A 15,718-nucleotide genomic window follows, 5' to 3' on the forward strand; every position below is an offset into this window, starting at 1 on the left:
CGATTAAGCAATACACAGCTTAATCGCTGCCAAATCTGCTCAACTGTGATAATTATTTTAGGAGAAAATTATGTCAAGTATCGCTCTTTCGCAACTAAATACCACTGGTTCTGAACTGTTTCAAGATTCTGAAAGCTTCCTCAACGACCTGAACAATGTTGATTCCATCACTATTTATGGTGGTGGTGATTATGGTGATGTTTCTGATGTTTCCGAGGGCATAGAGCCACTATTAGCTTACGGCATTAAGGGACAAGAGTTCGGATTGTTAGCCTTTGGAGCTAGCTTGACTGCACACATCATCAAGTCATTCAGCGACACTGATACTTTCTTGTAATTTACTACTGAGCTACATCGCTCTGTGGAACTTTTGGGATTAGCGATTAAGCAATATACAGCTTAATCGCTGCCAAATAAATTTGCTCAACAGTAACAATTATTTTAGGAGAAAATTATGGCGAGTATCGCTCTTTCACAACTAAATACCACTGGTTCTGAACTGTTCCAAGATTCTGAAAGCTTCCTCAACGACCTGAACAATGTAGATTCCATTACTATTTATGGTGGTGGTAGTGAAGTTTCCAATGTTGCTGACGGACTAGAGCCACTTTTAGCTTACGGCATTAAGGGACAAGAGTTCGGATTGTTAGCCTTTGGAGCTAGTTTGACTGCACACATCATCAAGTCATTCAGCGAATCTGATACTTTCTTGTAATTTACTACTGAGCTACATTGCTCTTTGGGACTTTTTTAATTAGCGATTAAGCTATGTATGTATTGCTTAATCGCTACCAAATCTTTTCAACTGTGACAATTATTTTAGGACAACATTTCAAGAATCAGCTTTCTTGATTACCAAAAACCAGGATAGCCGATTAGATTAAGCAATTTACAGCTTCATCAAGCTCAATTAGAGCAGTTGATCAATTTTATTAGTTTTTTTCCTGACTACCGAGCGAGATGATTAAGTAATTAATACTTAACTTGGCTCACCTTGACTAATTGATCAATGTCTTCTGGGAATCGAAATCCATGTCAAGAATCACCATTTCTGATCTGCATACATCTAATTCAGAAAGTTTTTTCATAAGCGTGAGCAACGTAGATTATATATCTATATATGCTGGTGCAGATGACGCTCTTTCTCAAATTCTTAACTATGGTGTGAAAAATCTTCAGTTTGCGCTGTTGGCATTTACTATCTATGGAGTTACAGAGTTAGCAAAATCATTCAATAGTACATCCAGTTAAAAGTTTAAACATCTCTAGACTTGTTTTAACATTCTCTTGATTATTTATTCATACAACCGAAGATAATAGTAGGACTTGTATGATTATTGTAGACATAATTAGGTGGGCATAATAGTTTTTAATCTATTACCAATGTCTTCTAAATGTGTGTACAAAATTTTTTAGTTGTTAATCTTGACCCCGATGTGAAGCTATGGCATCATTTCTATTGAGTTCTCAAAATGCTTTTGATTACCTAATTCTTCATGGATTATGTACTCAAGATGAAAAATCTTTAAGCAAAATCGAGCTAAAACCTGCTAAAAACTTTAACTTATTAATCAGCTTGCCAGATGAGCGGAAACTCTTAATTAAGCAAGAGCCTTATAAAAGAGAGGGAAATACTGCTGGTGAGTTTTTGAAAGAATGGCGAGTTCACAATTTTTTGCGAACCTTCCCAGAACTAAGCGATATTCGTTCATATTTTTCGGAGGCAGTACATTTTGATGCCAAGAATTCCATCATTGTTTTCAATTATCTAACTAACTATCGGGATTTGATGGATTTTTATATCGAAAAGAATTTGAAATTCTTTCCTATAGAAATTGCCAACGTAGTTGGAACCACCTTGGCATCAGTCCATCGTCTATCTATTAACCGTCAAAACTATCAGGAGTTTTTTCAAAATGAGAATACATTCAACCAAGGAACTCCTAACCTGAATCTTGGAATGGATAGAGTTACCCCGGCAGTTTTTGGCAAGTTGCCCACCGATGGACTGAAATTTTTGTCTCTTTATCAACGTTATGATAGTTTAGGAGAGGCGATCGCAGAGTTGAGTAATGCTTTCACCCCGTGTTGTTTAACCCATAATGATCTGAAACTGAACAATATTCTCCTATCTCTGAGTTGGGAAGAAGCTGCTTTTGATCAATCGTCTTCAGATGAGAGTATTATTCGATTGATTGATTGGGAACGCGGCGCTTGGGGAGATCCTGCTAGTGATTTAGGAACACTGATAGCCAGCTACTTACAACTTTGGCTACATAGCATGATGACTAGTAAAACAATGGCTATTCAAGAGTCTTTACGCCTAGCAACAACTCCTCTACATCTGCTCCAACCTTCTATTAGAGAGTTAATAACTGCTTATCTTACTGCTTTCCCTGAAATTTTAGAACATCGTCCTGATTTCTTACAGAGGGTTATGCAGTTTTGCGGTTTTGCTTTGATTAAAGCTATTCAAGCCAAACTCCAGCACGAAAAAACCTTTGGTAATAAAGGTATTTGCATACTCCAGGTTGCTAAGAGTTTATTATGCCGTCCAGAAGCATCGATATCAACAATTTTTGGTGTAGATGCATCAGCCCTCTCTCCGATTAACTTATCTCCCGCTTCAAAATAAATTCAAAGTCAACAAGGGGACGCAAACATTTTTGTTTGTCTGTCCCTATCTCTCCACATCATTGACAGGCAAGGTTTTATGCAACTATTAGATTCGCTGGCAAATCAACTGTCAGATATTCCAGAGTCATTGCAGATATCACTACAAGATATCGTTCATAAGGTTGAAATCCAGTCCCACCATTGTATTAAACATCCAGACTTTGACCCGGTGGAAGTACCAGAATCAATAGTCTCTCACTTTCAGCAATTATCTTTAGATTTCCAAAATAAGTTTTTGAGTCATCAACTACGTAGTTTTCTTTACGCTCTCTACTACAACGGCTCATCGAAAAGTCTTTTGTCATCCAACGCTGAAGCAACGAATTTGGCTTTGAACCAAAATCTCGAAAACAATACATTATACGGCGTAGATATAGCTTTTTATGATCGCTTACATGAAAATAACAGAGGTGTAGGCTACTGGAATCATGATTGGCTGGTTGTCAAAGAAGACACAGATGGTAGTTTGGTGGTGCATAAGAATGGTTTGAGGCTACACATTGAACCTGATAGCTTACAACAAGCTGCTAATATCGGTGACTCGGTAGCAATCAGAATGCCTAATAATCTGGTACAAAACGGATTTTATATGGCAGTTGCTAATGCAGCTATGGCTCGAAATTATCAAACTCTGGTGCGTGTGTACTTCAACTTGACCCCAGAAGGTTCAGTTGCAGTCATGAACGATTTGACTACCCAACTCAATGCTATATCTATTGCTTTCTCATTTAAAGCATTGTACAACCCTTCCGATTATGGGCGTTACGACTCAGCAGTGCTTTATTTTGACAAAAAGGACTATGAACTTGTTCGTCCAGTCTTAGAGAGGGTATATAGAGAAAATCAATTGCATTTTCAGGAGCAAGTACCTTTATTTACCAAGTTTATAGCACCAGGGTTAGCGATCGCTGAAGAACCAGACCGCAAGTTTGGTGACCAAGAAAGTTTTGGTACACACCGCTGCCAAATTGTCGCTAATGGTTTGGTTGAGGCTTGGCAACTAGGGAATAATACGCCAGCAGATAGGATGTCAGCAATTTTGCGACATTTCTCATTATGGGAAATTGAATTGAAACGTCCTTATCTCAATGCCAACTCGGATGATATCTACACTTCCTTGAATCTCTGAACTGCTGGACGTGATACTCCTGATTCCTGATTGAAGATCATATTTTCGCTGACGAGGTAATTATATGACTCAAGAATTTTCCGAGTCTAATGAACAATTAGATCACAATTTTAACTTTACTAATGAAGAATTAGAACAGATAGTCAAAGCTGTTTCTGCTGGAAAGTATTCCTGGGCTTGTGTTTTAATCCTACGTTTTGGTGGCTACAATCCTCTCAAATACATACCCTCGCGCACCTACATTCGATTAATCAAAAATAACTGCCGATTTCGCAAAGCAAACTGTCATCAAACCGATTCTGGGAATTTAGGACTTTTGAAACTAGAGTCAGCCTGGATTCAAGGGCGTAGTGATAAACGTCGTTAAAACTAAATATTAAAAAATAGCATCAGTCTCATAAAATTTCGCATGCTAGTTGCTCATAGGGGAAACCTTCATGAGCAACTGGCGTTATTATCTCAATTAACCAGGACTTAGCAAAAACCCTCTACAACTCTTATTACTTGGCGCACTTGGCGGTTCGTTTTTTCATGATTTTGCGTAAGTCCTGAACAAGACTTGGGGCGTAACAAGGGGCTTAAACCCCTTGTTTATTCAAGATAGGCAAACTTCCGCCACAACTTACTGTTAAGCATTTTTAGAAGCAGAATTAAGCCTGTATTAACACATCTTTGGATACTTGAGGACTAACATCCTTTGTGAATTTTGTCACTATTTCCATAGTGGCAATTTGTGCCTTTAACCAATTAGCAAACAAGTCTTCGATAATTTTCAACTGTCGCTGTTCGTCTAATTGAGGTTTAATGATTTCCTCAACGGCAATTATGTGCACTCCTTTTGGAGTAGTTATTGGCTTGAGAATTTGTGGGGGATTAGCAGCAAAGATGGCTGCTGCGATCTCCGGTCTAAAATCGGTGCGGAGACGTATTCCTTGATATCCTCCAGCCCGGCGCATTTCAGTATTTTGAATGTATTGGCGGGCGATTTCTTGAAAACTAATTTCACCTTCTTGCAGTGCATAAAACAGTTCGAGAGCTAAATCTTCATCATCCAATATAACTTCATAAGTTACTGCTCCAACGTAATCTAGTTGGTGTGCATAAAAAAATGGTTCAACTTTGTCTGCAAATAAATGATTGGCTAATTTGGCAGACAGTAACTTAGTTTCGGCTATTGCTTCAAAGTCGTCTAAAGAAAGATGATATTTTTCTAACCATTCCCAGGTATCTTCTGCTTTGATAAGTCGGTTGGCTAAACGCAGGCTATCTGCGGCCTGTTGCAGTTCTTCTAAACCAATTTGAATACCTGCCTTTTTCGCTTCATATTCAACAATTTTTCGAGTTGCGATCGCCTCCAATATGCTAGGGATTTGGCAAGCAAGCTTTATGTGGTCAAGAATATCCTCAGGAGAAACAGTCAATACATTTGACATAATCTAATTCCTCCAATTGCTAACCTAAATTAATAGGACGTTATTAGTGCTATTCAGACAATATTAATTATATCTATAATGGCTTTTAGATTTAATTATTTATTATTGCCTTTGGTTAATAGTAACTAAATATTTTATCTTGTGCAACAATAAAATAATTTTGAAGTGATAAATGATTTCTATTATTTGATAAAAGTAGAGTAATTGAAAAAACTAATATCTAAAAGTAAACAATCAAAATACAATGTTGATACTACTGCAAGCTAGTCATTCTTTATACAAATTAAATTGCAAGGCTCAGATCCCCGATTTCTTAGAGAAGTCGGGGATCTCGTTATTCACGAATGATTAAGTAAGGCTATAGTTGATTTACTTTAAGGACAATAATTTGTGCGATCGCATAGACGATCAACGACAGAGGATAACTCTAAAATTTCCTTGCCATATGTGGCTTACAGCCCTTTTCATTTATTTAAACCACAACCCCTTGTAGGGACGCACATCTATCTGTGCGCCCCTACCTATGGTGTAATTACTAAAGCTCCAAACCACCTTCTTGCAACTTCTTAAACGGATCTAGGATAAAGTCAATCACCCGGCGTTGACGGATAATCACCTCTGCGCTTGCTGTTTGACCTGGTGTTAGAGGAATACGTTTGTTAGCAGTTTGGATATAGGGCTGAACTAGGGAGATTTCCAACTCATAGGTTTCGATGCTACCTTGATTAGTCGTTTGAACTTTCGAGTTAGGTGAAATCCAAGTGACGCGCCCTTCTACTACCCCATAATCTTGGAAGGGATAGGCATCAAATTTGATTTTAACTGGCATTCCCACCTTTAAAAAACCACTTTCTTGGTTGGGCATTTGCGCTTTTAGAATCAAGGAAGCATTTTCGGGCGCAATTTGGGCAATCATTTGTCCTGGTTCTACTACTGAGCCTGGTTTTTGGATAGGCAACTCAAAAATTGTGCCATCAATAGGCGATCGCACTATTCGTTGTTGCATCTGTAGCTGTAAGGATGTGATTTGGCTTCCGGTTTGAGCAATTTCGGATTGCAGGCTAGTAATTTGTGTTTGTAAGTCTTTAAGCTGTTCCTGATTTTTTAGCACCGCCAGTCTACCTGCTTGCACTACACTGCGGTAGCTGCTTTGCTGCTCTTGCAGGCGAAGTTTTGCCTGCTGAATATCTGAGGTAGCTTGACTCATTAGCGACTGATAACGATTCAGTTCTTCTTTTAAGCGCAACTGGGCTTGTGTAATATCAGATTTTGCTTGTTCCTGCAAACGTTGGCTTTCTTCTGCGATCTTTTCTAGTTCCACAACTTTGGTTTGGGGAATCGCGCCTTGTCGCAAAAGCTGGCGATAACGTGCAACTTCTGTTAAATCTCGGCTTAAACGACTCTTGGCTAACTTTTGAGCAATCTGGGTAGAACTGATATTCTGGCTAGCCTGTTCCACTAGAGCCAGTTTTTCCAGTCGTTGTAAGTTATAAGTACTCTGTTTTGCATCAAAGTTTTGCTGCGCCTGACTAACTTGGGAAATTTTTTCTAATTCTTGGGATTTATTTTGTTGTTCTTGAATGTTAATCGTCAGGAGAATTTGGTTTTTTAGGAGATCCAGTTGCGATCGCCGATTTAATAAACCTTCTAGTTTTGTCTGCACCTGCTGCAATTCCGTTCGCAGCACATCAGACTCCAATTCAAGCAAAACCTGTCCTGCTTTTACAGTTGTGCCTTCTTTGACGTTGACAGCAGTAACGCTACCAGTAACTGGACTATCCAATTGTTGGGTTGCTCCTTCAGGTTCCATTCGCCCTCTAGCACTTCCTGTTTCATCAACTTTAGAAAGCATTGCCCAAGGTAAAATGATCCCAGCAAAGCCTATCAGTAAATACAACATGGAGCGCGTCCAGATCCTTGGTAAGGCATCTAGCAGTTCCTCGGTGCCATAAAACCAATCGTTTGCTTCAGATGTTTTTTGTGTCTGAGGATGAAGAATGGCACTTGCGTCTTCAACCAGGTGAAATTCAGCCTGCTTTGGTATAGCAAAGGCGGATGATGAATTATTAGATGGGTTTGGCATAATAATTGGGGATTAGGCATGGGGGATTGATAGATTTGAGTTTCTGAGCTTCATTAATGAGTCTTTGAACTCCATTAATGAGCCTTTGAGGTGGATAAACGAGTATCAAAGGTGGATGAATGAGTATCAAAGGTAGATGAACGAGTATCAAAGGTGGATGAATGAGTCTCTAATTCTCCTTGTCCTCCTTGTCCCTCCATTCCTCATCCCCCAGCCCCTTTTAACCTGTTTGCGCTAGTTGTTGCTGGTTGAGATAGAAATAATGACCTTTTTTGGCGATTAATTGATCGTGAGTACCGCTTTCGACCAAAATGCCCCGATCTAAAACTAAAATCAAGTCAGCATGACGCACGGTGGAGAGACGATGAGCAATGATTAAACTTGTGCGTCCTTGGAGAATCTTTTTGAGGTTGTTCTGAATAATCCGCTCAGATTCAGCATCTAAGTGACTGGTTGCTTCATCGAATACCAAGAAGCAGGGATTTCCTAACAAAGCACGAGCGATCGCTAGGCGTTGGCGTTGTCCACCGGATAACATACCCCCACCTTCACCAATTTGGGTTTCGTAGCCCATTGGCATTTGTTTAATAAACTCATCTGCTCCTGCTAGACGCGCCGCTTCAATAATTTCTTCTGGGGAAACTTCTGGATGAGCAATGCTGATATTGTCTCGAATCGTACCGCCAAACAAAAATGTATCTTGATCTACAACACCAATTTGTGAGCGGAGCGATCGCAGAGAAATATTGGTCATATCTTGACCATCAATCAACACTTTGCCATCCGTCGGCAGATAAAGTCCTAAAATCAATTTGGAGAGAGTAGTTTTCCCAGAACCGCTACGCCCAACAACCGCTATAGTTTGCTCAGGTTTGATTTCAAAACTGAGATTTTCTAAGACGTTAATATCGCTTTCTGGGTGATAACGAAAAGTCACATTCTCAAATATAATATGACCACGTAAACTACCTAAGGACTGGCGGGGTTGATATTGTAAATCTTCTTCTGGTTCAGCTTCTAAGACATCATTAATCCGCTCCGTGGAAATAATCACCTCTTGCAATTGATTCCACAGGACAACGAGCCGTTGGAAAGGTCGAATGACATTTCCTAACAACATATTGAATGCAATTAATTGTCCAATGGTCAGTTGGTTTTGAATTACCTGCCATGCACCAAACCAAAGTAATCCTGTGGTTACCAGTGTTTCGATACTAGAACTGAAAATTTGGAGTTGGTTACTAATTATCTGGCCGCTAAAGGTCTTTTTAATGACATTATTCAACAGTTCTTCCCAATGCCAACGGACTGTTTGCTCAATAGCCATAGAGCGAACTGAGCGAATACCTGTAAGGGATTGGATCAGATAACTATTTTCTGTAGCTGAAGCATTAAAAACTTCGCGGCTAATGCGACGCAAGAACGGTGTAGCTATCAGTGCTAATAGTACAAAAGGCGGCACGATCGCTAAACTAAATAATGCCATTTGCCAGCTATACCAAAACATCAATCCCACATAGACAAACACTGTCATTAAATCCAAACCAATTGATAGTGCTTCTCCAGTTAGAAAGCGCTGAATCTTTTGATTTTCTTGGACGCGAGACACAATATCGCCAACGTAGCGCGACTCAAAAAAGGCTAAAGGCAAGCGGAAGGTATGTTTAATAAAACCGACAAGCAGTGTTACTGCCAGGCGATTCGCCGTGTGATCTAGTAGATATTGCCGCAATCCATTAAGAGCAACGCGGAAAAAGCCAAAAATTAGCAACCCTAAACCAACGGCGTTTAAAGTTAGGGTGCTACCTTGCACAATTACTCGGTCTAACAACAGCTGAGTAAATAAAGGTGTAATTAGTCCAAATAACTGAATCAACACCGAAGCCATAAAGACTTCTAGCAGTACTTGTGAGTGAGGTTTGACTAAATCAAAAAACTGCCAAAATGGTGTAACTGCTTCCTGGGTTGCTTTAAGTACGTCTGTGGGTTGTAGTAACAACGCATAACCAGTCCAACCGGCTTTAAATTCGCTAGGGCTAAGGGTGCGTTGACCGATTGCCGGGTCGCCAATAATCACACGTTTTTTATTGACTTCATAGAGGACAACGTAGTGCTTACCTTCCCAATGAGCGATCGCAGGTAGAGGTTGTTGTGCTAATTTATCAAAGCTAGCTTTCACCGGACGGGTTGCAAAGCCGATACTTTCTGCGGCGGCTGTTAAACCCCGCATTGATGCCCCGCTACGGCTGATGTTGGTTAAATCCCGTATGCGGTTGACATTAAAGCGCTTACCCCAATAGCGACTAATCATCACTAAACAAGATGCCCCACAGTCAGAGGCGCTTTGTTGTTCAAAGAACGGATACCGTTTAGTTAAGCGTCCCAACCAATGCCCCGCCCTCAATCTTGGGCTAGGAAAGTACGCCCGTTGTCTTTTTTGCTTTTGTTTTGGCTCGACGCTGGAGATTGGAGATTGGGAATTGGGAATTGGGTTTTGGGAAACACTGTCCCTTATCTCCTGTCCCCTGTCCTCTATCCCTAGCCCGGCTTGATGCTCTTGGAAGTCTATTAAATCTGCTAATTGCGGCCAATGTTGTAATGCTGTTTGCCAATTAGCATTGCTCAAACTGTAAGCGATCGCTGGTTGTGCTACCTGCCAACTTCCTTGTTTTGGATTCACGTAGATGTTTCCAGGTGTCAATCTTCGCCCGTTAGAATGTAGCAGTTCTCCCCGATGTAGTAACCAAAGCTTGATATCTTTGCTGACGTTACCACTCAAGGAACCACTTTCCAGATTGTGCCGCTCAAATAGGGATAAGGCTTTGAACATCTCCTCAACAGAGCCATTATGCCCAATTAAGGAGTTGTGGCAGCATAACAGCAGCAAATCCCAAACTTCTGCGCGTCTTAAAAGGCGATCGCGGATGCTAAACGATATGCGAATTAGCTCTTGTAAAGTCTCTCGGTTGATATAGCAAAGCTTTAAGTTTACCGAAGCTCTAGCAACATAAGGACGGAGTTCCTTTTCTGGAAATAGAGTCAGATCGCCAAATGATGCTCCAGACAAGAGGGTGGTGATTAAGTTGTTAGAGCTATCCAGCAGTCTGACTTTACCACTCAGGACAATATAAATTCCTGGTTCGGCTGTAGTTGCTTGCCAAAACTGCTTTGCTACTTGTGGTTCAACAATTTCCAGCCCTCTGAGACATGTGTCAAGTTCTTCCTTTGACAGCGACTTACCCAAGGTTTGGGTGATTTGTTCAGCTAAATATTGCTGGGAAAACGCTGATGGCATTTTCTGACCTCCAAAACAGTATTAGTTATTGGTCTGAATTAGATTAAATGACCAATGCAAACTCGGTTCGGAGTTAGATTGCAAGTCGCAGATTGTAATGCCAGCATCCTTATTCTGGTCAGTTTCTGGTGGGCAAGAGTTTTTGCGCTTAGTAGAAAGTCCCATTTTTTTTAGCAGGCGATTAACATGGCGATCGGTAATTGCAATGCCAAATTCATTTGCTAAATGTTTGCTCAACCATTGGGCCGTCCAGTAGCTAAATGCATAGCCATATTCACGGGGACTATTACTTACCAATTCTTTCAAACGTTGAATATATTGATCGTTAACAGTCTTGGGTCTACCTATTGGTCGCTCATTCCATTTGTGCGCTAGGCCCGCCTCTGCTATGCCAATCCAGTACCGCGCCATTTCCTGCGAACAACCTAATATTTCACAGATTTGACTTTGAGATTTACTCATATCCGCCAGCAACATAATTTCAATCCGCCGACGATATTCTGGCTGTAAATTAGCTTGCAAATTTTTCAACAGTGCCTTCCTCTGAAAAGGCGTTAAAAATTTGCTTTCGTGCATGTCGTAGCATTCAAAAGCTTTCTCTTGACTGAAGTATTCTGACATAATTTTTATCAGTTGCCGCCAACTGTCAAATGTGATCAAATTTGTCTTTCGCATCTGTTGTTAAAATCCTGATTTATCAGGATACACAAATGCAAAATTAATGAGTTCTAGAACGTTGATTAAAGATTGACGTAGTGTGCAAATAAGGCTAAGAATTTTCCCCTAATATTCTGATAATTTAGGAGGGATATTACTGCGCTGACTCAGATTTTAATAAATCGGAAATCGGCGTTAATGGTTTTCACTTGGAATAAAAATACTTAAAACCAGTAAACTGCTCACTGGCTAGCCGCTAGAATTTGACAGACTTTCCTGAAGCCCGGTGCAATAATGGTATTGGTTAAGACCATTCGCCCCTAGTTGATGGTAATAGGCAAACACTTTCGAGCCTTCGGGTAGCCCTTATATTGATGATTTTACTGAATTCTACAATACGGTTTCAGAGATTAACCTACTAATGTTTAGGTAGGTTTAATGTTCATTATCAACAAGAGGTTGAATCTTGTTCCGTTAATTGGAATCTAAAAAGAGTCAAGGTCAGGTATGAGTGCAAATCTACTTCTTAGACTATCCTAAAACTAACTACTTTCTCATCAGCAGATAGTCATAAACTTTAAACTATCTAGAATAAAAATTCAACCCAAAAGTGACAGCTACTCAATCTTTTTCGTAATCCACTATTCTTTATTTAAGAATAATCTTACATCTAGTCAATAGTTTTTAGAAAAAATAATAAATATTTATCAAACCTTGATAAATAGTTTACTAAAATTTTACAAATCATTTGATTTGGAAAAATAATAGGTTACTAATTAAAATTTTTGTTTTAATAATAATTGCTAATTTTAAATTACTTGTTGAGCCAAACCACAGAATACCTAACTTATTATTTGCTAACAAACACAGTATTTTCATAAATTCATAGAAAGTCTACATCTGCCCATAGTAGGAAAACTACATACATTACTATCTGCCATATTCGCTATGTGGATATCTATCTATAGTATGAAAATAATCTAGTTTAGCGTAAAACTATTTATAGATGCGTTTGCAACGGATTGATTCTAGCTAAAGACAGGTTTTACTAAAATTAAACCAATAAAATTAGTTCCTAATTTTTAAAATATCTAAAGACTATGGACACTTGGTATTTTGGGCGAAGACCCTTAGAAGAAGTCAGATAAACTTTACTTGATAGCGAATTCAATATATATATAAATCCTATATATAGGAATCATATTTGATTTCTGAAAAAATCTAAGTATTTGTAGGGTGTGTTAGGCGTAAGCCGTAACGCACCAAAGCCTTAAGAATGGTGCGTTACGCTGTCGCTAACGCACCCTACGTATCTTTTCAAAAATCAAATACTAGTCCTATATAAATCCTATTTTATTTGTGAGAATTGCAATACTCACGAATGATTCAACGCTTTAGACTTTATTAGTGTTGTTGATGCGATCGCAGATAATGGTTCGGGGATATCTGAATTTGATTATTTTTTACCACCAAGTCCAAAGAACAGGTGGATGCAGAGACAATTTCCCCTTGTCTCCCCATCCCTTCAAGGGGTGGGATGAGTTAAATAATTTCGTTCATTATCGGGAAATGACTCAGGACAAGTTGTAGTAACTAGTAGAAACTAAATCAGGAACCAAAACCTCTGGTGACTCCAGAGGTTTTTTCTTCACTCTAAGGTTTTCTATGTAGGAGTTCTGAAAAATAAAAGACTGATAAGCATCTGTATTCAAAGACACCCATTTTTAACCGTGGTGTAATCAATACATATTTCTCTCTTGCCACCAACAGTACTCAAAATATACAAAGCCTACTACTCAATATTTAAGCTCATCCCACCCCTAAAAAGGGATGGAATAACACGTGCATACTGATGACGGTTAGTCATCAGTCAACAGTTAACGGCGGTGGGGCGGCTATCCCGGACACCTCAAAAAGCAAGTGGGCTTCCCGCCGCCTTGGTGATAAGCGTTAGGGGCGTACAGCTAGCTAGCTGTACGCCCCTACGAATTACCTGTATTCCACCTGACAAAAGTCTCAGATTATAAAATCTACATTACTTAGTAATGATTCAGATTAATGCCAGCTTCTTTTGCCATTGCTTCTAACCCATTAATTTGTAGGGTTTTGATTGCTTTGGTAGATAGCTTTAACTTCACCCAGCGATTTCCGCCTTCCCACCAAACACGCTTGCTTTGCAGATTAGCGTGCTGAAGGCGTTTAGTACGGCGGTGAGAGTGGGAAACAGCAAAGGCATTATTTGCCTTCTTACCAGTTAGTTCACAGCGACGAGACATAGCAACTATCTCCAGATCCTTATTTTAATACAGCCTTTCCATTCTATGTCTTAGGCAACAGAAGTGGAGTAGGGAGTGGTGGCAGAAATAACTCCCAACTCCCAACTCTCAACTCCCAACTCCCAACTCCCAACTCCTAACTCCTAACTCCTAACTCCTAACTCCTAACTCAGCACTATTTACTAGCTTGTTCCGTCAGCTTAGTGAGTACCTCATTCGATCGCTCGACGAAGGATTTCATCCCCTCAGCGTCAAATCCTTTCTGAGACATCAACGCTAAATCATAGACGTGTTGGCAAATCAAGTTAACTAACTGATCATTAGGCGATTGACCGTCACCTTGAATAATACTACCTTGGTTAAGATTGGCCAGATTTTGAATTAGCGGGTGAGCAGTATTCACCAGCAAAATGTGATCATCGGGAAACTCTGCTGTCCCCTGCTGCATCATGGCATTCATTTCTCGCAGGCGGCGCAGAATCTCTGGTAAAAGCACCATCGCAGGTGGTGTACCTTGAGGATCGTCTGATTTCAACGCTTCGGTACGGATGTTGAGTTTGGGTTTGTTGAGAGATTTCTCAAATAACTCTTTAATAGTCTCACTGCGGGTTTTGTTCGTCTTAGGATCGACAATTTCCTTATCTTTATCTTGTTCCAGCAGAGTATTATCTAAATCTGAGTCTACTCGCGTAAACTTAACATCCTGATATTCTCGCTCTAGGAAGTTGATAAAGTGAGTGTCGATGAAGGAGTCCATAAACAGGACTTCTAAGCCTTGATTTTTGTGTAGTTCTATGTATGTAGCTTGGGTTGTTTCATCGGTGCTGTAGAAAACTCGGTTTTCGTTACGTTCTTTGTTGCGTTCTAGATATTCTTTCAGCGTAGTATAGGGAGCGCTGGGGGTTGAGTTTTCAGCGCTGGGTGAAGGAGTGACATCTTGCCAAGCATCCCCGTCTGAAGACTGGACTTCAACCACTGGAGTTTCAGCAGCAACTTTTTCTGTCAGCTTGGCGGTAGTGCGGAAGACGATGATATCTTCGATTTGTTTTTTGAATTTCTCGTCGTTGAGAACGCCGAATTTAACAAAGGTGCCGAGGTCTTTCCAAGCACTAATGTATTGTTCACGATTATCGCGGAAAAGTTCTTTGAGGCGATCGCCTACTTTTTTGGCAATGTAATCACCAATTCGCTTCACGGTGCGATCGCCTTGCAAGGCACTGCGCGATACGTTTAGGGGAATATCGGTGCTATCAATCACACCCCGCATCGGCATCAGAAATTGCGGGATTATTTCTTCGCAGTTGTCGCTAACAAAAACTTGATTGCAAAATAGCTTGATCTGCCCTTTGGTAACATCTACATCCGGCCTCATCTTGGGGAAATACAGAATCCCGTTGATGATAAAGGGATAGTCTGTATTTAAATGTACCCACAACAGAGGTTCTTCTTGAAAAGGATACAGGTAGCGGTAAAACTCTAAATAATCTTCTTGACTCAGGTTATTCGGAGACTCTCGCCACGGTGCTTTTTGCTTATTTAATACTTCGCCTTCTAGTTTTATTGGTACTGGCAAGAAATCGCAGTAAGTCTTGACAAGATTCTTAATCCGTGCTGACTCTAGAAATTCCTCCTCCTCTCCTTGTAGGCTGAGAGTAATAGTAGTACCGCGAGTTGTCTTGGGCGATTCTTCTAGAGTAAAAGCTGGGGAACCATCGCAAGTCCAGTGAACCGCCTGCGCTCCTTCTTGATATGAAAGGGTATCAATTTCTACCTTTTGCGCCACCATGAAGGAAGAGTAGAAACCTAGACCGAAGTGACCAATAATCGGTTGATCTGATTTGCCTTCATATTTATGAATAAATTCTTCAGCACTAGAGAAGGCAACCTGATTGATATATTTCTTAACTTCATCTGCGGTCATCCCGATACCGTTATCGGAGATGGAGAGAGTCTTCTTATCTTTGTCAATGGCAATTTCAATTTCCGGTTCGCCGATGTCTCCAGCATAGTCTCCGGCGCGGGATACCATTTTCAGCTTTTGGATAGCGTCTACAGCATTGGATACCAGTTCCCGCAAGAAGATTTGGTGATCTGAGTAAAGCGACTTCTTGATGATCGGGAAAATATTCTCAGTATGAATACTGATAGTGCCTTGTTCTAGCATAATTG

General features: G+C 40.2%; 13 protein-coding genes. 6 read left to right on the forward strand and 7 right to left on the reverse strand.

Features of this window, described 5'->3' with window-relative positions:
- The first annotated feature begins 70 nt into the window (after positions 1–70).
- From H6G92_RS00350 to H6G92_RS00375, 6 genes are all read left to right on the forward strand, one after another.
- Positions 71–337, forward strand: a complete 267-nt coding sequence (locus H6G92_RS00350) for a hypothetical protein (RefSeq protein WP_190889640.1) — start codon at positions 71–73, stop codon at positions 335–337.
- Positions 338–454: 117 nt separating this feature from the next.
- The gene (locus tag H6G92_RS00355; protein ID WP_190889642.1) at positions 455–715 is read left to right on the forward strand and encodes a hypothetical protein; all 261 of its coding nucleotides are present in this window, start codon (positions 455–457) and stop codon (positions 713–715) included.
- Positions 716–1,092: 377 nt separating this feature from the next.
- Positions 1,093–1,251, forward strand: coding sequence for a hypothetical protein (locus tag H6G92_RS00360; protein WP_242059019.1), 159 nt, complete (start codon positions 1,093–1,095; stop codon positions 1,249–1,251).
- Between the two features lie 193 nt (positions 1,252–1,444).
- Positions 1,445–2,635 (forward strand): phosphotransferase family protein, encoded by a 1,191-nt coding sequence (locus tag H6G92_RS00365; RefSeq protein ID WP_190889646.1) that lies wholly within the window; start codon positions 1,445–1,447, stop codon positions 2,633–2,635.
- Between the two features lie 78 nt (positions 2,636–2,713).
- Positions 2,714–3,805, forward strand: a complete 1,092-nt coding sequence (locus H6G92_RS00370; RefSeq protein ID WP_190889648.1) for a T3SS effector HopA1 family protein — start codon at positions 2,714–2,716, stop codon at positions 3,803–3,805.
- Positions 3,806–3,869: 64 nt separating this feature from the next.
- Positions 3,870–4,172 carry a HetP family heterocyst commitment protein gene (locus tag H6G92_RS00375; protein ID WP_190889650.1) on the forward strand — a complete coding sequence of 101 codons (303 nt, stop codon included), beginning with the start codon at positions 3,870–3,872 and terminating at the stop codon, positions 4,170–4,172.
- A gap of 283 nt (positions 4,173–4,455) precedes the next feature.
- On the opposite strand, the gene H6G92_RS00380 is transcribed toward H6G92_RS00375, so the two are convergent.
- From H6G92_RS00380 to htpG, 7 genes are all read right to left on the reverse strand, one after another.
- Complete coding sequence (locus tag H6G92_RS00380) at positions 4,456–5,238, reverse strand: peptidylprolyl isomerase (RefSeq protein WP_190889652.1); 783 nt, start codon at positions 5,236–5,238, stop codon at positions 4,456–4,458.
- A 535-nt stretch (positions 5,239–5,773) separates the two neighbouring features.
- Complete coding sequence (locus H6G92_RS00385; RefSeq protein WP_190889655.1) at positions 5,774–7,321, reverse strand: HlyD family efflux transporter periplasmic adaptor subunit; 1,548 nt, start codon at positions 7,319–7,321, stop codon at positions 5,774–5,776.
- Positions 7,322–7,395: 74 nt separating this feature from the next.
- Positions 7,396–7,521, reverse strand: coding sequence for a hypothetical protein (locus H6G92_RS40160; protein ID WP_277926714.1), 126 nt, complete (start codon positions 7,519–7,521; stop codon positions 7,396–7,398).
- Between the two features lie 20 nt (positions 7,522–7,541).
- The gene (locus tag H6G92_RS00390) at positions 7,542–10,616 is read right to left on the reverse strand and encodes a peptidase domain-containing ABC transporter (protein ID WP_190889657.1); all 3,075 of its coding nucleotides are present in this window, start codon (positions 10,614–10,616) and stop codon (positions 7,542–7,544) included.
- A gap of 21 nt (positions 10,617–10,637) precedes the next feature.
- Positions 10,638–11,237 (reverse strand): helix-turn-helix domain-containing protein, encoded by a 600-nt coding sequence (locus H6G92_RS00395; RefSeq protein WP_190890099.1) that lies wholly within the window; start codon positions 11,235–11,237, stop codon positions 10,638–10,640.
- Positions 11,238–13,312: 2,075 nt separating this feature from the next.
- Positions 13,313–13,549, reverse strand: coding sequence for a 50S ribosomal protein L28 (gene rpmB, locus H6G92_RS00400; RefSeq protein ID WP_100900070.1), 237 nt, complete (start codon positions 13,547–13,549; stop codon positions 13,313–13,315).
- A gap of 175 nt (positions 13,550–13,724) precedes the next feature.
- A complete protein-coding gene (gene htpG / locus H6G92_RS00405) occupies positions 13,725–15,713 on the reverse strand; it encodes a molecular chaperone HtpG (RefSeq protein ID WP_190889660.1) in 1,989 nt (662 codons plus the stop codon).
- Positions 15,714–15,718: the final 5 nt, after the last annotated feature.

It is taken from the genome of Nostoc foliaceum FACHB-393 (genome assembly GCF_014698505.1).
GTDB lineage: Bacteria > Cyanobacteriota > Cyanobacteriia > Cyanobacteriales > Nostocaceae > Nostoc > Nostoc foliaceum_A.

Bases quoted from the DNA above. Each gene is read 5' to 3' on its own strand.
- H6G92_RS00380 (WP_190889652.1), bottom strand. From the start codon at position 5,238: ATGTCAAATGTATTGACTGTTTCTCCTGAGGATATTCTTGACCACATA.
- H6G92_RS00385 (WP_190889655.1), bottom strand. From the start codon at position 7,321: ATGCCAAACCCATCTAATAATTCATCATCCGCCTTTGCTATACCAAAG.
- H6G92_RS00365 (WP_190889646.1), top strand. From the start codon at position 1,445: ATGGCATCATTTCTATTGAGTTCTCAAAATGCTTTTGATTACCTAATT.
- H6G92_RS40160 (WP_277926714.1), bottom strand. From the start codon at position 7,521: ATGGAGGGACAAGGAGGACAAGGAGAATTAGAGACTCATTCATCCACC.
- H6G92_RS00350 (WP_190889640.1), top strand. From the start codon at position 71: ATGTCAAGTATCGCTCTTTCGCAACTAAATACCACTGGTTCTGAACTG.
- H6G92_RS00375 (WP_190889650.1), top strand. From the start codon at position 3,870: ATGACTCAAGAATTTTCCGAGTCTAATGAACAATTAGATCACAATTTT.
- htpG (WP_190889660.1), bottom strand. From the start codon at position 15,713: ATGCTAGAACAAGGCACTATCAGTATTCATACTGAGAATATTTTCCCG.
- H6G92_RS00370 (WP_190889648.1), top strand. From the start codon at position 2,714: ATGCAACTATTAGATTCGCTGGCAAATCAACTGTCAGATATTCCAGAG.
- rpmB (WP_100900070.1), bottom strand. From the start codon at position 13,549: ATGTCTCGTCGCTGTGAACTAACTGGTAAGAAGGCAAATAATGCCTTT.
- H6G92_RS00395 (WP_190890099.1), bottom strand. From the start codon at position 11,237: ATGTCAGAATACTTCAGTCAAGAGAAAGCTTTTGAATGCTACGACATG.
- H6G92_RS00355 (WP_190889642.1), top strand. From the start codon at position 455: ATGGCGAGTATCGCTCTTTCACAACTAAATACCACTGGTTCTGAACTG.
- H6G92_RS00390 (WP_190889657.1), bottom strand. From the start codon at position 10,616: ATGCCATCAGCGTTTTCCCAGCAATATTTAGCTGAACAAATCACCCAA.